The 17,596-nt window shown below is 67.2% G+C and carries 16 protein-coding genes; 5 read left to right on the forward strand and 11 right to left on the reverse strand.

Features of this window, described 5'->3' with window-relative positions:
- Positions 1-16: 16 nt before the first annotated feature.
- Positions 17-619 (forward strand): TetR/AcrR family transcriptional regulator, encoded by a 603-nt coding sequence (locus tag BEMPMBAN_RS25090; protein ID WP_234897691.1) that lies wholly within the window; start codon positions 17-19, stop codon positions 617-619.
- A gap of 143 nt (positions 620-762) precedes the next feature.
- Complete coding sequence (locus tag BEMPMBAN_RS25095; protein WP_159234102.1) at positions 763-1,509, forward strand: fasciclin domain-containing protein; 747 nt, start codon at positions 763-765, stop codon at positions 1,507-1,509.
- 59 nt (positions 1,510-1,568) lie between these two features.
- Here BEMPMBAN_RS25095 and BEMPMBAN_RS25100 read toward each other — a convergent pair whose 3' ends face one another.
- The 4 genes from BEMPMBAN_RS25100 to BEMPMBAN_RS25115 form a co-directional block, all read right to left on the reverse strand.
- The gene (locus BEMPMBAN_RS25100; protein WP_159234105.1) at positions 1,569-2,711 is read right to left on the reverse strand and encodes an acyl-CoA dehydrogenase family protein; all 1,143 of its coding nucleotides are present in this window, start codon (positions 2,709-2,711) and stop codon (positions 1,569-1,571) included.
- Between the two features lie 21 nt (positions 2,712-2,732).
- Positions 2,733-3,533, reverse strand: a complete 801-nt coding sequence (locus BEMPMBAN_RS25105; protein ID WP_159234107.1) for a crotonase/enoyl-CoA hydratase family protein — start codon at positions 3,531-3,533, stop codon at positions 2,733-2,735.
- Positions 3,530-4,675, reverse strand: a complete 1,146-nt coding sequence (locus BEMPMBAN_RS25110) for a thiolase family protein (protein WP_159234109.1) — start codon at positions 4,673-4,675, stop codon at positions 3,530-3,532. The genes BEMPMBAN_RS25105 and BEMPMBAN_RS25110 overlap by 4 nt, the downstream gene beginning before the upstream one ends.
- 96 nt (positions 4,676-4,771) lie before the next feature.
- Complete coding sequence (locus BEMPMBAN_RS25115; protein ID WP_159234473.1) at positions 4,772-6,088, reverse strand: acetyl-CoA hydrolase/transferase family protein; 1,317 nt, start codon at positions 6,086-6,088, stop codon at positions 4,772-4,774.
- A gap of 161 nt (positions 6,089-6,249) precedes the next feature.
- On the opposite strand from BEMPMBAN_RS25115, the gene BEMPMBAN_RS25120 reads away from it, so the two are divergent.
- A complete protein-coding gene (locus BEMPMBAN_RS25120; RefSeq protein WP_159234111.1) occupies positions 6,250-7,041 on the forward strand; it encodes a FadR/GntR family transcriptional regulator in 792 nt (263 codons plus the stop codon).
- Here BEMPMBAN_RS25120 and BEMPMBAN_RS25125 read toward each other — a convergent pair.
- From BEMPMBAN_RS25125 to BEMPMBAN_RS25135, 3 genes are all read right to left on the reverse strand, one after another.
- Complete coding sequence (locus BEMPMBAN_RS25125) at positions 7,038-8,783, reverse strand: DUF3556 domain-containing protein (protein ID WP_159234113.1); 1,746 nt, start codon at positions 8,781-8,783, stop codon at positions 7,038-7,040. The genes BEMPMBAN_RS25120 and BEMPMBAN_RS25125 overlap by 4 nt on opposite strands.
- Before the next feature lie 105 nt (positions 8,784-8,888).
- Positions 8,889-9,410, reverse strand: coding sequence for a DoxX family protein (locus tag BEMPMBAN_RS25130; RefSeq protein ID WP_159234115.1), 522 nt, complete (start codon positions 9,408-9,410; stop codon positions 8,889-8,891).
- Positions 9,411-9,546: 136 nt separating this feature from the next.
- Positions 9,547-10,986 (reverse strand): carotenoid oxygenase family protein, encoded by a 1,440-nt coding sequence (locus tag BEMPMBAN_RS25135; RefSeq protein WP_159234117.1) that lies wholly within the window; start codon positions 10,984-10,986, stop codon positions 9,547-9,549.
- Positions 10,987-11,234: 248 nt separating this feature from the next.
- Between BEMPMBAN_RS25135 and putP the strand changes: the two genes are divergently transcribed.
- Both putP and BEMPMBAN_RS25145 read left to right on the forward strand, forming a co-directional pair.
- A complete protein-coding gene (gene putP / locus BEMPMBAN_RS25140; RefSeq protein ID WP_159234119.1) occupies positions 11,235-12,755 on the forward strand; it encodes a sodium/proline symporter PutP in 1,521 nt (506 codons plus the stop codon).
- A gap of 47 nt (positions 12,756-12,802) precedes the next feature.
- On the forward strand, positions 12,803-13,465 hold the full coding sequence (locus BEMPMBAN_RS25145) for a TetR/AcrR family transcriptional regulator (RefSeq protein WP_234897692.1): 663 nt from the start codon (positions 12,803-12,805) through the stop codon (positions 13,463-13,465).
- Here the strand turns inward: BEMPMBAN_RS25145 and BEMPMBAN_RS25150 are convergent.
- From BEMPMBAN_RS25150 to BEMPMBAN_RS25165, 4 genes are read right to left on the reverse strand one after another with little or no spacing between them, the layout of a single operon-like run.
- Positions 13,456-14,721 carry a WS/DGAT domain-containing protein gene (locus BEMPMBAN_RS25150; RefSeq protein ID WP_159234123.1) on the reverse strand — a complete coding sequence of 422 codons (1,266 nt, stop codon included), beginning with the start codon at positions 14,719-14,721 and terminating at the stop codon, positions 13,456-13,458. The two genes, BEMPMBAN_RS25145 and BEMPMBAN_RS25150, sit on opposite strands and share 10 nt — an antisense overlap.
- Before the next feature lie 54 nt (positions 14,722-14,775).
- On the reverse strand, positions 14,776-15,474 hold the full coding sequence (locus BEMPMBAN_RS25155) for an Rv1363c family protein (protein WP_234897693.1): 699 nt from the start codon (positions 15,472-15,474) through the stop codon (positions 14,776-14,778).
- Positions 15,471-16,172 carry an Rv1363c family protein gene (locus BEMPMBAN_RS25160; RefSeq protein WP_159234125.1) on the reverse strand — a complete coding sequence of 234 codons (702 nt, stop codon included), beginning with the start codon at positions 16,170-16,172 and terminating at the stop codon, positions 15,471-15,473. The genes BEMPMBAN_RS25155 and BEMPMBAN_RS25160 overlap by 4 nt, the downstream gene beginning before the upstream one ends.
- Entirely contained in the window at positions 16,136-17,596 is a 1,461-nt protein-coding gene (locus BEMPMBAN_RS25165; RefSeq protein WP_159234127.1) for an MCE family protein, read from the reverse strand. The genes BEMPMBAN_RS25160 and BEMPMBAN_RS25165 overlap by 37 nt, the downstream gene beginning before the upstream one ends.

Genomic DNA, 17,596 nt, shown 5'->3' on the forward strand with positions numbered 1-17,596 from the left:
CCGGTGGATGAGCGGCGTGGCTGAACCGACGCGCGAGTCATCCGCGGAGGTCATCTATCTGCGGTCCTACGGCGACCGGGACCGCGACGACCACGACGTGGTCGCCCGAGTGCTGGATGCCGCCGCCGAGATGCTGCGCGAGGCGACTTTCGCCGACCTCACCACCGGCGACATCGCTGAGCGCGCGCGCGTGCCCCACCGCGAGTTGGGCATGTACTTCAGGTCCAGGGACGCCATCGTCGCCGAGGTGTATCTGGGCCTGCTGCGTGACGCGCCGCTCGCCGTCGATGTCGAACAGTCGGCACAGGCGCGAGTGGTGGCGTTGTTCCATCAGCTCGTCATGCTGGTCGCCGACACGCCGGAACTGGCCGCAGCCTGTTCGAGCGCGCTGATCTCCAAGGAGCCGTCGGTGCGCGCCGTCCGGCGGCGCATTCACGCCGAACTGCACCGGCGGGTACGGGCGGTGCTGCGCTCCGACGCCTGGCCTGAGGTCGCCGAGACACTCGAGTTCAGCCTGGCGGGCGCGATGGTCCAGGCCAGTTCAGGCTCGGCGACCTTCCGCGACACCGCCGACGAGCTGGCCGGGGTGGTGGCTGCGCTGCTGCCCGAGGATCCCTGAAACTCGCCCTACTGAGTAGCGGAACCGCAGATCAGAGCCTCGCAGACGAGGCTGTCGCACTCGGCGAGGCGGCTTCACGACTTGGCCGTTACCAATTTGTGCACATACCATGCCAGGCGACCTGAAGAGCTGAGGAGCAGAACGTGAAGACCCACACCAGCAAGGCCATCGGCGTAGCTGTGAGTGCCGCCGCTATCGTCCTGTCGGTTCCGCTGGCAGTCAACGCCTACGCCGAGCCCACCACCCCGGTCGCCGAGATCCCGGAGCCGCAGGGACCCGAATGCGGGCCTTTCAAGGAGGCTCTGCCCAACTGGAAGAGCCTGGCCAACCTGCCCGTCAGCACCGCGCTGGCCAGCATCCCCGGCATCAGCACCTTCAGCCAGGCAGTCTCCGGCCAGGTGAATCCGGCCGTCAACGTCGCCTCGGTGCTCGACAACGGACCCTACGTCGTCTTCGCGCCCACCAACGAGGCGTTCGCGGCACTGCCGCCCGAGGAGCTGGAGATGCTGCGTACCGATCCGGCGGCGCTGACCCGGCTGGTGTACTACCACGCCTTCCTCGGCCTGCTGGGTCCCGATGATGTGAAGGGCCAGCGCCCCACCCAGGAGGGCACCGAGATCGAGGTGACCGGCTCCGGCGGTGATATCGAGGTCAACGAGACCACGAAGGTGGTCTGCGGCGGCATCCAGGCTCAGAACGCCCGGATCTACATCGTCGACGCCGTGCTCGATCCGGCGCTGGCTCCGGCGCCGATCACCCCGTCGACGACGAGCTCGACCGAGACCACAACGTCTGAAACGGAGACGACCGAGACCACGGCTCCGACGCCGACCGAGTCGTTGCCCGCCGAGTCGCCGGTCTCCCCGGCCGCCGACGCACCCATCAGCTGACCGCGATTCGGGTGTAGTTGGTCACGCACGGCGTGACCAACTACGCCCGAATCCTCCGGTCAGAGGCCCAGGTCGCGGCCGATGATCTCTTTCATGATCTCGGTGGTGCCCCCGAAGATGGTCTGGATGCGGGAGTCCACGTAGTCACGGGCCACCCGGTACTCCATCATGTAGCCGTAGCCGCCGTGCAGCTGCACGCAGTTGTCGATCACCTTCTTGGCGGTCTCGGTGGCCCACCACTTGGCCTTGGCGGCCTCGACCGCCGTCAGCTCACCGTCGACGACGCCCTGCAGGCACCGGTCGATGTACTGCTCGGTGACGTCGAGCTCGGTGTCCATCTCGGCGAGCAGGAAGCGGTTGTGCTGGAAGCTGCCGATCGACTGGCCGAAGGCCTTGCGGTCCTTGGCGTACTGCACTGTCTGCCGCCAGGTTTCGCGGGCGCCTGCGATCGCCGAGATGGCGATCGACAGCCGTTCTGAGGGCAGGTTGGTCATCAGGTGGTAGAAACCGCGGCCCTCTTTGCCGAGCACATTGGCTGCCGGCACCCGGACGTTCTCGAAGTGTAGTTCGGAGGTGTCCTGGGCGTGCAGGCCCATCTTGTCGAGCTTGCGCCCGCGGCTGAAACCCTCCATGTCGCGCTCGACGACCAGCAGCGAGAAGCCCTTGTGCCCGGCCTCGGGATCGGTACGGGCGACCACGACGACGAGGTCGCAGTTGATCCCCGACGAGATGAAAGTCTTGGACCCGTTGAGGATCCAATGGTCACCGTCGCGCACCGCCGAGGTGCGGATACCCGCGAGGTCACTGCCGGCACCGGGCTCGGTCATCGCGATCGCGATGATCGTTTCACCGCTGACGATGCCGGGCAGCCAGCGCTTCTTCTGCTCCTCGTTGGACAGGTCCTTGAAATACGGTGCGACGACGTCATTGTGCAGGCTCAGGGCGGGTCCGGCGATGCCGGCTTTGGCCATCTCCTCGTCGATGACGGCATTGAAGCGGAAATCGTCGGTGCCGCCGCCGCCGTACTCCTCGGGCATGTTGAACCCGATCAGCCCGTGCTTGCCGGCCGCCACGTAGGCCGACCGGTCGACGAGACGATCGGCCTCCCACTTCTCGGCGTTCGGAACCAGCTCACTCTCGATGTACCCGCGCACGGTGTCGCGGAACGCCTCGTGCTCGGCGTCGTAGATCAGTCGCTTCATGGGGTCCCTAACTTGCTTGGCTTACTTGGCTTTCCATACAGGTTGTCTTTTCTGCGCGAACGCCAGAGGGCCTTCCCTGGCATCTTCGGTCGCGAACACGGTCGCCACCTCGCGCATGGTCCGCGACCACCCGGGCTCGTCGGCGGCGACCACACCGTCGTCGGCGCCGACGGCCACCCGCTTGCTGGCCTGGACGGCCAGCGGCGCGTTGACGGTGATGCGCTCGGCCAGCGCGAGCGCGGCATCGAGTTCGGTTCCGTCAGAGACCACCTCGTTGATCAGACCCCACTTGAGCGCCTCGGCCGACGTGATCGGCTCACCGGTGAACATCAACTCCAGCGCGACCTTGCGCGGGAGCTGGTCGACGATGCGGAAGACCCCGCCCGCGGCGGCGATCAAACCCCGCTTCACTTCGGGCAGACCGAATTTCGCGCTCTCCCCGGCGACGACGAGGTCACTGGCCAGCGCGAGTTCGGTGCCACCGCCGAGGGCTGTGCCGTTGACCGCGGCGATCGTCGGCTTGTCGATGAAGTGGCGGACGTATCCGGCGAATCCCCACTTGGGGCGGTCCGGGTGGCCGATGTTCTCGCCCTTGGACAGTGCCTTGAGGTCTGCCCCGGCGCAGAAGGATTTGTCTCCCGCGCCGGTGATCACGACCACCCAGACGTCCGGGTCCCGCTGCGCCTCGGCCATCGCCTCCCCCACCGCGACGCTGACCGCGCTGTTGATCGCGTTGCGGGCCTCGGGCCGGTTGATCGTGATGACCATGACGTTGCCCCGCCGCTCGGTCAGAGCCGCGGGGGTCGCCACGTCTGAGGTCACAGCAGTTCCAGGATGGTGGCGTTGGCCTGTCCGCCACCCTCGCACATTGTCTGCAGGCCGTACTGAATCCCCTTGTCCCGCATGTGATACAGCATGGTGGTCATGATGCGCGCGCCGGAGCCGCCGAGCGGGTGACCGAGCGCGATGGCACCGCCATTGGGGTTCACCTTCTTCTCGTCGGCGCCGATGTCCTTGAGCCACGCCAGCGGGACGGGCGCGAACGCTTCGTTCACCTCGAACACCCCGATCTCGTCCAGCGAGAGGCCGGATCGCTGAAGAGCCTTCTGCGTGGCCGGGATCGGTGCGGTGAGCATGATGACCGGGTCGGCGCCCGCGAGTGCGGCGGTGTGCACCTTGGCAAGCGGCTTGAGCCCCAACGCCTTCGCCTTCTCGGCCGACATGAACAGCAGCGCAGCCGAGCCGTCCGAGATCTGCGAGCTGTTGCCCGCGTGGATCACGCCGTCTTCCTTGAAGGCGGGCTTGATCTTCCCGATCGACTCCATGGTGCCCCCGCGGCGGATGCCCTCGTCCTTGAGCACGGCGTTGCCGTCTTGATCTTTGATCGCCACGATCTGATCATCGAAAGCACCCGAATCCTGTGCCGCGGCGGCTTTCTCGTGCGATCCGAGGGAGAACTGGTCCAGGTCGGCGCGGCTCAGACCCCACTGGTCGGCGATCATCTCGGCGCCGATCCCCTGGTTGGGCGTCTGGCTGTAGCGGCCGCGAAACGCCTCCGGATACGGATGGCCACCGTTGGCCAGCGACGACCCCATCGGAGTCCGCGACATGGATTCGACGCCACCCGCGACGACGACGTCGTAATGGCCGGCGACCACACCGGCGGCGGCGAAGTGCACCGACTGCTGGCTGGACCCGCACTGACGGTCCACTGTGACACCGGGCACCGACTCGGGCCACCCCGCTGCCAGCACCGCGGTGCGGGCGATATCGAGGGCCTGCTCGCCGGCCTGCATGACACAACCCCAGATCACGTCGTCGACGATCGCGGGATCCACCCCGGCGCGTTCGACCAGACCATTGAGGATCTGCGCGGACAGCTCACCCGGGTGCACCCCCGACAGGCCGCCGTTGCGCTTACCGACCGGTGACCGCACTGCCTCGACGATGACGGCTTCCGCCATGGGGATACTCCTTCGTGGATTGGTGATACTCCTGTCGAACGTAAACGAACAAGGTTTACTAGGTCAACCTACTGGTTGGTAGGCGTGGGACTGGTCTCAGACGACCGGTGAACATCCCTTGGCGGCGCGGTCGGCGGCCAGCAACAGCTCGTCCCGGAACCGTGGGTGCGCGATCGCCGCCAGCGCGCGACCGCGTTCCCGCACGGTCAGGCCTTCCAGTTCGGCGGCCCCGTACTCGGTGACGATCACGTCGACATGGTGGCGCGGGGTGGTGATGACCGCGCCGGGCCCGAACCACGGCACGATGCGTGAGTGCAGGGTGCCGTCCTTCTCGAACGTCGAGGGCAGACAGATCAGCGAGCGGTCCGACAACTCGAGACCGGCGCCGGCGACGAAGTCCTCGGCTCCGCCGACGCCGCTGAACTGGTTGCCGTCGATGGTGTCCGCGACGACCTGGCCACCGATGTCGACCGCGAGCGCACCGTTGATCGAGATCATGTTGTGGTTGGCCGCGATGACCTCCGGTGAGTTGACGATCTCGACCGGCAGGAACGCCACGTCGGAGTTGCCGTCCAGCCATTCGTAGAGCTCTGAGGTTCCGAACGCGAACGTGGTCACGCTGATCCCGTCGTACTGACCTTTGGCGGCATTGCTGACCTTGCCCGCGCGATGCAACTGCATGCAGCCGTCGGTGAACATCTCGCTGTGCAACCCGTAGTCGCCGCCATCGCCCTCGGCCAACAGCGTGGCGATCTGGCTGGGAATGGAGCCGATCCCGGTCTGCAGGGTGCAGCCGGGCCGGATGAAGGCGACGCTGTGCCGGGCGATGGCCATGTCGGCGTCGGTCGGCGGCGGCCCGGGTAGCGCGAGTGGCGCCTCGGCCGAACGCACGAGCACGTCGATCTCGTCGACGTGCACCGCGTGGCGGTGTTTCTCGCCGAGACCGAACGTGCGCGGATAGCCCTGGGAGACCTCGACGACAAGAAGCCGGTCGGGATCCGCTGCCGCGCGGCGCAGTTCGTCGATGGTGCCGCCGGCGTGCAGCGACAGCGAGCACCACCCGTCGGCATCGGGCAGCGCCGCGACGGTTGTCATCACCCGTGGTGCTTGTCGCTGCAACAGTGGTCCGAACCGCCGGAAGTCCGCGGGGGCGAACTCGATGTTGGCGCCACTGTCACGCAGCGCTCGCTCCAGCGGTCCGAAGAAGCCGGACAGGTAGTGCACTCCGGCCCGGGAGAACAGATCGGTGCCGACCGCGAGCAGGGCGCCGTAGACCCGCAGGTCGGTCCAGTCCTCGCGCTCGCCGAGGGCTCGCAGGAACGCGGGGGGCTGGCCGGGACCGAGGGGGATGCCCAGCGTGTCGGCGTTCTCGAGCTGTGCGGCGGCCTCCTGGGCGGTCAACTCCTTGGGCATGCCGATACCCTGCCATGCGAGCCGTGGGCGGTGCCGGAGCGTGCCGCCCACGCCGACAGTGACCTGCAGGGACATCTTTCGACCGGGCATCGGCGAGGCCACATGGTTTACTGAGTTGCATAGCTCGCCGATTCGTTGGTGACCAGGTGTTGGGAGAGGTCATGACGCGTAGCACCCGGCTGGCGCCGATGATCGGGCCGGACGCCACCGCTGGCGGTGCGGTGGTCCGGTCGCCGAAGACCGCCGAACTCGTCGCGGGCACCCTGCGCCGAATGGTGGTCGACGGAACCCTCACCGACGGCGACTTTCTGCCCAACGAAGCCGAGCTGATGGCCCACTTCGGCGTGAGCCGGCCCACCCTGCGCGAGGCGGTGCGCGTGCTGGAATCCGAGCGCCTCGTCGAGGTGCGGCGCGGCTCCCGCACCGGGGCCCGGGTCCGGGTGCCGGGACCGGAGATCGTGGCCCGGCCAGCGGGCCTGCTGCTGGAGTTGTCCGGAGCGACGATCGCCGACCTGCTGACCGCGAAGTCCGGCATCGAGCCGATGGCCGCCCGTCTGCTCGCCCAGGCCGGCCCCACCGAGGCGTTCGACGAACTCGACCAGATGCTGGAGGCGCTCATCGCCGAGGGCTGGCAGTCCGGTCGGCTGGCCGAGACCACCGGGGCGTTTCACCTGCGGGTGGTGCAGCTGTCCGGCAACGCGACGTTGAGCATCGTCGCCGGGATGCTGCACGAGATCACGGTCCGGCACACGGCGTTCGTGTTCAAGGAGCGCCGCCCGGTCTCGAAGGCAGACTACGACAAGCTGGTGCGGTCCTACCGCAAGCTCATGCAGTACCTGCGGGCCGGCGATGCCGAGGGCGCGGAAGCGCACTGGCGCAGACACCTGGACACGTCGCGGGAGTTGTTGCTGGCCGGCCTGGAGAGTGTGCCGATCCGCGATGTGATGGGTTAGCCGGGTGCGTCGGCACCGTCTTTGCGCCACGTCACGGTGACCGGCACGGTGTCGTCCCAGGGCTGCCTGGTCACCATGTCGGCGACCCGCACGAAGCCACGTTCGAACTCACCGGTGGCCGCATCCACGAGCCGGTACTCCTGGCGCTGCTTGTGAATCGGTTGCGCGTCGAGCAGCATCACCCTGACCTCGCCGGGCTCGAAACGACACCGCTTCTGCAGCGCCGCGATCAACTGCTCGTTGTGCATGTGCCCGTCGCCGAAGTTCCAGCCGATGGCGGTGCTGCAGATCCGCTCACCGTCGGTCAGCACGAACCCGGATTCGTCGTCCCCGGCCATGACGCGGTGCGCCAGCGTGAACATCGCCCGGCCGTGGGTGTTGAACGAGCGGAACGCATACCCCATGTACTGGTACATCTCCGCGGTCTCCTTGCTGCCGTAGAACTTCTCCATCTGCGCGGCAGGCATGCTGGCGATCGCGACGATGCCGTTCTCGATCTTCGCCGCAGCCGAGGGCTTGACGCACCACAGCGAGGTGTCCCAGTTGCCCGCGTAGTACCGCATGCCGGGGAGGAAGGAGACCTTGCGGGGGAACAGATTTCCCAGCACGACGGTGCCCGCGACGACTGCGAACAACACGATCGGCCACGGACTCTGCAGGTCGCCGAGGCCCACACCGGCGTGCCCGACGAACAGGGCGAGCACGCTGAACATCATGAAGACGTTCCACTCCAGCGGCACCCCCATCGGGATGGCCGACAGGATGCCGAAGTGGAAGCACAGCATCACGAAGGCGGCGACGGCGGTGACCCAACCGCCATGGCTGAAGAACAGCACCAGCGGGATCAGCATCTCGATCGCCGTGCTGAAGTGGGCGAGCCACCGTGACACTCGCCCCGGGCGCAGGTCGTCGGGAAAGTGCTCGAAGAATCGCCGCTTGATCCAGCGGGGCCGGATGACCGGGTTATTGCTCATCATCGTCGAGATGACGAACGGGAAATGCTTGTTGAGCTTGGAGGTCGCCGCCCCGATCCAGATGACCAGGCACACCAGTTTGGCGGCGATGACGATGTCGGCGCCGCTGAACAGGAAGCACACCGCCAACGCGCCGTACACCTCCCCGCGGGCCGCCAGGAAGATCACCTTGTCGCGCAGGCCGGCCACGGCGAGCAGACCCAGGATCGTCGCGGTCTGCCACACCTGCAGCACCCCGACCTCACTGCCGAGTTCCGGAATGGGACCGGTGCCATCGGAAAAGAGAGCGACCACCAGCATCACCAGCAGCGCGGCGTAGAGCAGCACGTCCAATGGCGTCCGCGAGTCGCCGCTTGTCAGCGGGACCCGGCCCGGCCATGGTGGCAGCCGAATCGTCTGGGTCCGCAACCAGTACAGGATGGACCCCATCGGCGGGAAGAAGCGGTTGTTCAGCGGCCCGAACCCGCAGCCCAACCCGACGACCTCGAACAGCATCGTGAAGAACACGACCTTCTGGTAGACGATCGGCTCGGCGTACCAGGAGCCGACGTCGGTGAAGCCGTCCACCCCGGCGGTGCTCAATACGATCAGCCACGCCGCGAGGACGTACAGCGCGATCTTGACGACGTAGAACAGGTGCATCACGACGGGCGTGCCGAACCCGACCTCGGCCCAGTGCCGGGCCATCGGGACGATCCGCTCGGCGCGGGTTCCCTTACTCCACTGCGCATAGTCGACGACGGGCGCGTCCTGCTTGAGAAAACCCATGCCGGTCAGACTAGAACGTGTTCCAGTTCCCGCTGGCGCGAACAGACACAAAATCGCTCAGTCAGGTGGGAAAACGGGCGAGTTTGTGTCTTCTCGCGGACGACCTCAGGCGTCCTGCTTGGCCGGCGGCCGGTAGAAGATGACCAGCTGGCCGATGCCGCCGGCGAGCCCGAGAGCAGCGGCGATGACCAGGCCCCACCACCCGTGCAGCAGGTCGTAGAGGCCGGTTCCGGAGAACAGCAGGTAGTCCAGGCTGAGCTTGCCGGCGCCGAGGGTCGCGACCGCGACCGCCGCCACTGCCAGCACCAGGTTGTACTCCCAGCCCTCCTTGACGATGAAGAAGCCGTTGGGCCGGTGCACGGTCCAGGCCGCGACGAGCATCAGCGCGACGAAGCCCGCCGCCGGGATCGGGGTGAGCAGACCGACCGCCAGCCCAAGGCCCGCTGCCATCTCCGTGGTGGCGGCGATGCGAGCGTGGAACATGCCCGGCTTCATCCCCATGCTGTCGAACCAGCCCGCGGTGCCCTTGAGCCCGCCCTTTCCGAAGAACTTGTTGTAGCCGTGCGCGGCCATGGTCAGACCGAGGACAACTCGCAGGATCAGGAGTCCGACGTCGTAGGCAGTCATGCAACAGAATCTAGGGCATGCGTAACGTCGCCGCGCACCCCCCGTCCCCGCCGAGGACAACTCGACACGCCGCGAGTGCACGCAATCTGATGGGATCCGTCAATTACCGTACGTTCGCTGCCACGACTGAGCGCACCTACGCGGCGGGCACCCAGTTGCCGTGGAATCCCGCCGGGACACGATGCGGCAGCCTGATGACGGCGATGTCGCACAGGCTCTGGGCATCGAGGATGGCCAGTTCGCTGCGGTCGGTCGACCGGTCGTACACGTAGCCCATCAGCACCCCGTCATCCTCGGCGGCATGCTCGGATGAAGGCTGGAAGATGAACTCACCCAGCGCCTTTCCTTCGCCGAAGCTGCGAGCCGCGGTGTTGCCGCCGACCAGGTCGTGTTTGAGCAGCGTGTCGGAGCCGTCGGTGCCTTCGCCGACACTGGGGGCGTAGCCGTACCGGTGTCGCTTGCCGACCAGTCGCTCGTCGACTCGGGGGAACTCCTGCGCCCGGTCGTCGATGCGCGACTCACGGACCTTGCCGTCGGCGAGATCGACGGTCCACCGCTCCAGCGTCGGCGGCCCGTCGTTGGGGCCGAGGTGGTCGGTGTCGAACATCTTCGGGTGACGCACGACGTCACAGACGACGGCGCCGCCGTCGTCGTAGGCGTTCATCGGATGGAAGACGTAACAGGGCTCGACGTCGAACCAGCGGACGTCGGCGTTGCCGCCCGCGCGCGGCATCACACCGATCCGGGCCGGGTACTTCGGGTTCCACGAGTACGGGAAGCGACGGTCAGACGCGTGGCCGCCAGGGCGGCGAGCGGCGACGGGATCAGGGACACGGACCCTGCCGATGACGGCGGACAACAACAGTTGAGCGGGCAACCGAAGCCCGCGGGGCACGCCCATGGTCGCCGCCTGGCGGACATCAAAGGTGACCGGTAGGTCGTAGAACACCACATGACGCTCGGTCAACGAGAAGTCGTGCATCATCGGGCTGCCCGTGACCTCGATGTCCACCGTGCGCCGCGCCCTGCCGTCGGTGCCGATCACCGAGTACTGCACGGTATTCCCCCGCAACATGCTGTAGGACACCGCGTGCAACTCCCCGGTGTCGGGATCCCGTTTGGGGTGGGCGGTGTAGCCGCCGGCCAACGTCCCGTCGAAGTCGCACACACCCACGGTGTCGAGTTCGTCGGTCAACTCGTAGTTCGCAACCCCGGCTTCGATCAGCGCGAGCGTCTTGCCGGCGTGGCCGATCACGTTGGTGTTGGCGCCCACGCCGGAGATCGGGAACCGCCCGGGAGGCGCCGGCTCACCGAGCGCGCCGGCGGTGAGCGGGCCGCGGACCCACCGGTTGCGGTACCACTCGGCGCTGCCGTCGCGGATGCGGATCCCGTGGACCATCCCGTCACCGACGAACCAGTGGTACAGGTCGGGATCGATCTCGCCGACGGGGTTCGGACCGTTCCGTAGGTAACGGCCGTCGAGGTGGTCCGGGATCGTTCCGATCACTTCGAGGTCGGTGAGCGTGAATTCTTCCGACAGCGGCGCAAAGGCGCCTTCGAGATAGCGATTCCCCATCGCCCGACCTTCCGATAACAGCGTTATACGCGCCCTCTGTATAACACCGTTATCACAGGACGGCAACCGCCCCGGCTGCACGGGCGCGCCCGGCCGGGGTGGCGGCCCTGGCAGCCGGCCTTGTCCGTCAGGACAAGCCTCGGCTGGATTTCTGGTGCGATGCGCCAAATGATTCATGTCGCTTTCCGGCTTTACTGAGATCTACCTCACGTGGCCGGGACGCACCCCCAAGGGAACAGGACATCGTTATGACCGACTCCACGTATCAAATCCTGGCCATCGGGCTGTACTTCGCCGCGATGATCGCGATCGGGTACTACGCCTACCGCCAGACCAGCGATCTGGACGATTACATGCTCGGCGGCCGCAGGCTCCATCCCGGTGTCGCGGCATTGTCTGCGGGCGCCTCCGACATGTCGGGCTGGCTGCTCCTCGGTGTGCCCGGCGCCATCTACGTCGCGGGCCTCGGGGAGTCGTGGATCGTCATCGGGCTGGTGATCGGCGCCTACCTCAACTGGCGCTTCATCGCCCCGCGGCTGCGGGCCTACACCCAGATCGCCAACAACTCGATCACCGTGCCGAGCTTCTTCGAGAACCGGCTGCGCGACCACTCACATGTCCTGCGGATCGCGGCCGGGGTGATCATCCTGGTCTTCTTCACCTTCTACGTGTCGTCCGGCATGGTGGCCGGCGGGGTGTTCTTCGAGACCACGTTCGGCTCGTCCTACCTGTTCGGCATGTTGCTCGTCGCCGGAGTCACGTTGAGCTACACCCTGTTCGGAGGATTTCTCGGCGCCACCCTCACCGATGTCGCGCAGGGGCTGTTGATGCTCGCCACCCTCATCGTGGTTCCGGTGGTCACGATCATCGCCGTCGGCGGTCCGGGTGAGGTGGTCACCGCGATCCAGGCCGCAGACACCGCCCACAACCTCGCCGATCCCGGTGACGAGATCCACCGCACCTCGCTGTTCTACGGCGGCAGCATCATGGCCGTACTGTCCGCTGCGGCCTGGGGGCTCGGCTACTTCGGTCAGCCCCACATCATCGTCCGGTTCATGGCTCTTCGGTCCCCCGCAGACGCCAAAGCCGGCCGCCGAATCGGCATCAGCTGGATGGTGCTCAGCGCGCTGGGCGCCATCGCCACCGGTTTCGCGGGCCTGGCGTACTTCTTCAACCAAGGGGAGACACTCGACAACCCCGAGACCGTGTTCCTGCAACTGGCACAGATCATGTTCCACCCCTTCGTCGCGGGGATCGTGCTCGCGGCGGTGCTCGCCGCAGTCATGTCGACCATCTCGTCGCAGCTGATCGTCTGCTCGTCGGCCCTGGTCGAAGACATCTATCGGGCGTTCGGCAAGGAGACCAGCCCGACAAAGCTGGTCAACTACGGCAGGCTCGGCGTCTTGACGGTCGCGGTGGTGGCCATCGCCCTGGCCCTGAACCCGGACGGGACGATCCTTGACCTCGTCGGCTTCGCGTGGGCAGGCTTCGGTGCGGCGTTCGGCCCGCTGATCATCCTGTCGCTGTTCTGGCGCAGGCTGACCTCCGCCGGTGCGATCGGCGGCATGATCACCGGCGCGGTGGTGGTCGGCATCTGGGGCCAGACCGAGGCACTGGCCAGCGCGATGTACGAAATCGTTCCCGGATTCATCGCCTGCGCGGTCGTCGCCGTCGCGGTCTCGCTGGCGACCACACGCGAGAACGAGGACATCGAACGCGAGTTCACCGAGATGGATGTCGCGATTCGCGAGCCGGCCACTGTCGGCTGAGCCGCCACGCACGCTGTTGATAACAGCGTTATGGTTACATGGCAGCTGTGAGTGAACCACGCGACCTGTTGATCGAGGCGGGGGTGCGGATCCTCGAGCGCGACGGATTACCCGCGCTCAGCGCACGCAACGTCGCTGCCGAGACCGGCACCTCGACCATGGCGGTCTACACGCACTTCGGTGGGATGACGGGTCTGCTCGACGCCATCGCCGTCGAGGTGTTCTCGCGGTTCACCCAAGCGCTGACCGAGGTGCCCGAGACCGATGATCCGGTGGCGGACTTTCTCGCGATGGGCCTGGCCTATCACCGCTTCGCACTCACTCATCCTGCGCGCTACCAGTTGATGTTCGGCACGTCCACACCGGCGTCGATCGCAGTCCACCGGGCCGACCTCACCGTCGCCGGCAGTGCGACCGACCGCGCCGAATGGGCCAATTCCTTCGGGGCGCTCCACAGCGCCGTGCACCGGATGATGGTCGCGGGCCGGATCCGCGACGACGACGAACTGGCCGTGGCCGGCCGACTGTGGAGCATCAACCACGGCGCCGTGCTGCTCGAGATGGCCGGCTTCTTCGGCCACGAAGGCCACGGGCTGATCCAGATCCTGGGCCCGCTGATCATCGACACGCTGGTGGGGATGGGTGACGACCGCGCGGCGGCGACCCAGTCGATGCACAGCGTCGCTACCGCGCAGGCGGGTCAAACCTGATCTCGCAGTGCGTGCTCCAATCGCTGCAGGTATGCGTCGACCTCTCCGATCGCCGACTCCGCTGCGTGCACACTGACCGCGATCGTGTCGCCGATCCCGTGCACGCCATGTGTCACCCCCATCATCGGCGACAGGCCGGGAAAACCGGCGGTCACCAGGACCGGCGCCCCGCCGAACCGAAGGTCCTTCGCGCCGCGGTTGACGCTGGACACCACGGTGTTGCCCGCCACGGTGGGCGACCGGACCTCGGGGTCGAATTGTCTTACTCCCCAACGAAGTATCGGCGCCGGGATGGAGGCGAATGCGGCGCTTTCGGCACGCATCGCCGGGTGGGCGGCCCGGCGGCGGCGCTGCCGCAGGTCGGCGACGATCCGGCGGATCCGCAGCCCGGCGTCCGCGTCGGGGTAGAGCCCGACGCTGACGTTTCCGAAGTGGTTGTGCGCCAACCGCGGACCTGTTCTGGCCATCGGCACTTCCGCGCCGAGCAGCGACGGGTCGTCACCGAGCTCGCGCAGGTGCCCGGACAGAGCCGTGGATACCGCCGACAGCACCCCGACCGTCACCGTCGGCCCCGGCAGATGTCCGGGTGTGCAGAACACCGTACGCACGTGCCGTGGTCCGGACGGGCGGGCATTGCTGCGTAGTGCGGGCACCGAAACCGCCTGGGGAGGAACCACTCCTGCGGCGGTGTCGCGGACCAGTCTGCGATGGCCGCGCGCGGCCGCCAACGCGCGCGCCGGAAGTCCGGCCGCGGTGTGCGGTGAGCTGACCGCGCCCGGGCCGGGGCCGACGCGGCCGAACAAGTAGCCCGCCAGCGCCGAGGACCGGACGCCGTCGGCGAGCGCGTGACAAACCTGAAGCACCGCCACCGTGCCCCGCGGGACGTCCGGAATGCCTTCGATGTCGGGGAAGACGTGCAGCCGCCACGTCATCTCCCGCGGCTCGAGCTGGTGGTCGGCCAACTCCGTCACCGCGGCGAGACAACCCCGCCAGGTGCGCTCGGCCAGTTCGTGCACCACGAACTGGTCCGGTCCGACCTCGCGGGACTCCCAAGCCGGATAGCGCCAGGACCGGTCGTCGCAGATCCGCAATCGGAGTTCGGCGCAGCGCTGTGACCTTTCCTCGATCTCCTGCACCGCACGGCCCACCCCCACCGAATCCGCAGCGAAGCCGTACAGCAGGAACTGGTCATTGGGGATGGCGGCCGACATCCAGTACGTCTGTGCGTCGACCGGGGCGAGGCGGCGGACCGTCATGATGCCCACGCTAGGCGGTGCTGCTGAACTGCCCAGTCAGGCCGGGGCGCGCTGTTACACCGGGTCGAACTGTGAGATCAGCCAGCGGTCGTCGACCTTCTTCAGCGTCACCCGCACACTCGACGCGGTGTCTGTGGGCGCGTCCTGCCCGACGATCACCGTCTGGTTGACGAACACCAGGACCACTGCCTCGTTCTGCGTCGCCGAGACCGAGGCCGCCGCCGGAACCGAGGCCACCGCAGAGATCTGCTGCTCCTTGGCGCCGGGGATCACCACATCGTTGGTCAGCGAGGTGTAGGAGTCGCGGAACTCACCGGTCAGTAGATCCCGTGCCGCCCCGAGCTGTTCCTCGACGGTGTCGGGTGCGTACGACAGCAGCGCGATCGTGGTGTCCCTGGCGGCCTGGACCGACGTCGCAGCCGCCACCTCGCTGTTGCGGACCGAGTTGTCCAGCCACTTGAGGTATCCGGCCCCCAGCGCGAGCGCGAGCGCGAGTGCAGGCAGCAGCGCGAACGCCACGAGCCGCGTCCACTGGATGCCGCGCTTCGGAGCGGCCGGCGCGGTCGCAGCATCGGAGGCGCCGTCGGATTCCTCGGTCTCGACCTCGGCAGGGTCCGCTGCGTCGGCATCCTCGACAGCCTCGTCGGTGGTCTCGGTGTCTTCGACAGCCTGGACATCCGGATCGGTCTTGGCACCCACAGCAGCGTCGTCCTCCACGGTCGTGGTCGCCTTCTCGGTCTTGTCTGTGCTCACGGTACGAACTCCACGTTGGACACCTTGGCCTCGTCGCCGACCTGCTCCACCAGCAGCCGCATCCGCCATGCCCGCGGTTCCTGTTCGGGTGCACCGGCGTTGGTCGTCCTCACGCTGACCGCGACCAGAACCTGAGCCTCGCGCTCGCTCGACGACTCCAGACCCGCCTCGGCGATGGTGCCTTCGGACTTCGACTGCGCCTGCTTGACCACCTCGACGAAGGGCTGCGCGCGCTGCTGGAAGTCGTCGTAGAAGGTGCCGGTCGCCGAGTCGAGGATGCGCTGAACGTCCGCTTCGGCGGTCTCGAAGTTGATGGTGGTGAGGTTCAGCGCGCCCTGCCGTCCCACCTGGAGGAACAGGTTGCGCTGCGCCTCGGCCTGGGTCGACTCGTACGCCCGGTACCCGAGCCAGCCCGTCAGACCGGCCAGCGCCACCACCCCGGCGAGACCTGCGATCAGCGCGACTTTGACGTGCGACATCGGGCGGCGCGCACGAGCCGCTTCATCGATGTCACCGTCATCGGCGTCATCGATTTCGGCTTCATCGATATCGGCGTCGTCGATTTCGGCTTCGTCGGTGGCCGTCGTCTCGTCCTCGGCGGCGGTCTCTTCGACCGCCTGCGACTCCGAGTTCGCGACGCCGGACGCTGGGTTCGCCTTCGTCAGTTCCCCTTCGGGGGCAGCAGCATCGTCTGCCATGTTTGCTCCTCTGCGGCACTCCGGGCCAGGTTGGACTGTGTGTAGACACGTCCGTCCGGTCCAACGTACGTGCCGCTCGCCGGATCATATTCGGCGGCTGCCAATGCAGGCGGCGCCGGAGGCGGTGGCGGGAGCGCTTCTGCAGGTGGTGAGCCTGGCGGCAACTGGGGGACGGCCTGCCCGGAGATCGTGGCGTTCGGGTCGCCCTTCCAGTTGTATCCATCGTTCAACGGCACGTAGTCCTCGTCGCTTTCACACATCCTCGCGGTCGGTGCGCGTTTGCCCGGCACCGTGACACACGGGATGTTGCGGGCACCCCGGACGTTGAACGGCCCGTCCTGCGGGACGCGGCAGTACAAGTCTCCCGCCGGCCTGTCCGGATAGTCCTCGAACGTCGGTGCCCGCTGCTGCTGGATCGGCAGGAAGCCGGTGTTGCAGGGCGGCGGGATGTTCAGGTTGAGATTCAAGGTGAGGTAGTCACCCATGTAGTCCTGCTTGGTCCCGTTCTTGGCCACTCCGACGCCCTGGGTGACCGCGGTACCCTGCGGAAGCAGCACCAACAGTTGCTCGAGGTTCGGCTGGTAGGTGACGGCGACCTCGCCGATGCTGGCCAGGTTGGCCAGCACGATCGGCAGGGTCGGTTGCAGCTGATCGAACAGCGCCCGCACCTCTTCGGCCGCGCCAGGTCCCTTGCTGAGGATGCCCGACACCGCGCCATCCTCGCGCTGCAGCTGACCGGTGACATTCGCCAGGTTCGACGCCCACGCCCGAATGGAACCCGAGGTGTCGGTCTGGGAGTCCAGGACCGGCTGGACGTCGTCGATCACCGTGGTCAGCGAGTCCAGGTTCTCCCGGGCGTCGATCGCCAATGTCGCAGAACCGCTGACCAGTCGGCGCAGTTCGGGGCCGAGCCCGCCCACCGCGAGGTACGCCTCGTCGACCACCGTGCGGAGGTTGTCCTGCGGAATGGCCTGCAGACCGGTGTTGGTCAGTTCCAGCACGGTGTTCACGTCGACGGGCACCACCGCGCGGTCCCGCGGGATCACGTCGCCGTCACTCAGCTCGGGGCCGTCGCTGCTCTGCGGCAGCAGCTCCACGAACAGCTCACCGACCGCCGACCGACTGTGCACCTCGGCCACCAGGTCGGCAGGGATCTCGACGTTGGAGTTCAGCGAGAGCTGCGCCGCCACGCCGGTGTCGGTGAGTCCGACACTGTCGACGATGCCCACGTGGGAGCCACGGTAGGTGACATTGCTGCGCTCATAGAGCCCGCCGGTCTCCGGCAGTTCGAGGGTCACCCGGTACTGGCCGATGCCCAGCATCGCCGGCAGTCGGATGTATCCGAACACCATGATCGCCAGCGCCGTAGAAGCCACCACGGAGAAGATCGCCAGCTGGATCAGCATCTGTCTTGTCACGCGCAT

Origin of the sequence: Mycolicibacterium austroafricanum (genome assembly GCF_902705885.1) — a bacterium.
Lineage (GTDB): Bacteria > Actinomycetota > Actinomycetes > Mycobacteriales > Mycobacteriaceae > Mycobacterium > Mycobacterium vanbaalenii_A.

What these genes read in the sequence shown, in the direction of transcription:
- BEMPMBAN_RS25160 (WP_159234125.1), bottom strand. Translation starts at nt 16,172, where the DNA reads ATGGCAGACGATGCTGCTGCCCCCGAAGGGGAACTGACGAAGGCGAAC.
- BEMPMBAN_RS25130 (WP_159234115.1), bottom strand. Translation starts at nt 9,410, where the DNA reads ATGACTGCCTACGACGTCGGACTCCTGATCCTGCGAGTTGTCCTCGGT.
- BEMPMBAN_RS25120 (WP_159234111.1), top strand. Translation starts at nt 6,250, where the DNA reads ATGACGCGTAGCACCCGGCTGGCGCCGATGATCGGGCCGGACGCCACC.
- putP (WP_159234119.1), top strand. Translation starts at nt 11,235, where the DNA reads ATGACCGACTCCACGTATCAAATCCTGGCCATCGGGCTGTACTTCGCC.
- BEMPMBAN_RS25135 (WP_159234117.1), bottom strand. Translation starts at nt 10,986, where the DNA reads ATGGGGAATCGCTATCTCGAAGGCGCCTTTGCGCCGCTGTCGGAAGAA.
- BEMPMBAN_RS25165 (WP_159234127.1), bottom strand. Translation starts at nt 17,596, where the DNA reads ATGCGCGTGACAAGACAGATGCTGATCCAGCTGGCGATCTTCTCCGTG.
- BEMPMBAN_RS25125 (WP_159234113.1), bottom strand. Translation starts at nt 8,783, where the DNA reads ATGGGTTTTCTCAAGCAGGACGCGCCCGTCGTCGACTATGCGCAGTGG.
- BEMPMBAN_RS25115 (WP_159234473.1), bottom strand. Translation starts at nt 6,088, where the DNA reads ATGCCCAAGGAGTTGACCGCCCAGGAGGCCGCCGCACAGCTCGAGAAC.
- BEMPMBAN_RS25150 (WP_159234123.1), bottom strand. Translation starts at nt 14,721, where the DNA reads ATGACGGTCCGCCGCCTCGCCCCGGTCGACGCACAGACGTACTGGATG.
- BEMPMBAN_RS25110 (WP_159234109.1), bottom strand. Translation starts at nt 4,675, where the DNA reads ATGGCGGAAGCCGTCATCGTCGAGGCAGTGCGGTCACCGGTCGGTAAG.
- BEMPMBAN_RS25100 (WP_159234105.1), bottom strand. Translation starts at nt 2,711, where the DNA reads ATGAAGCGACTGATCTACGACGCCGAGCACGAGGCGTTCCGCGACACC.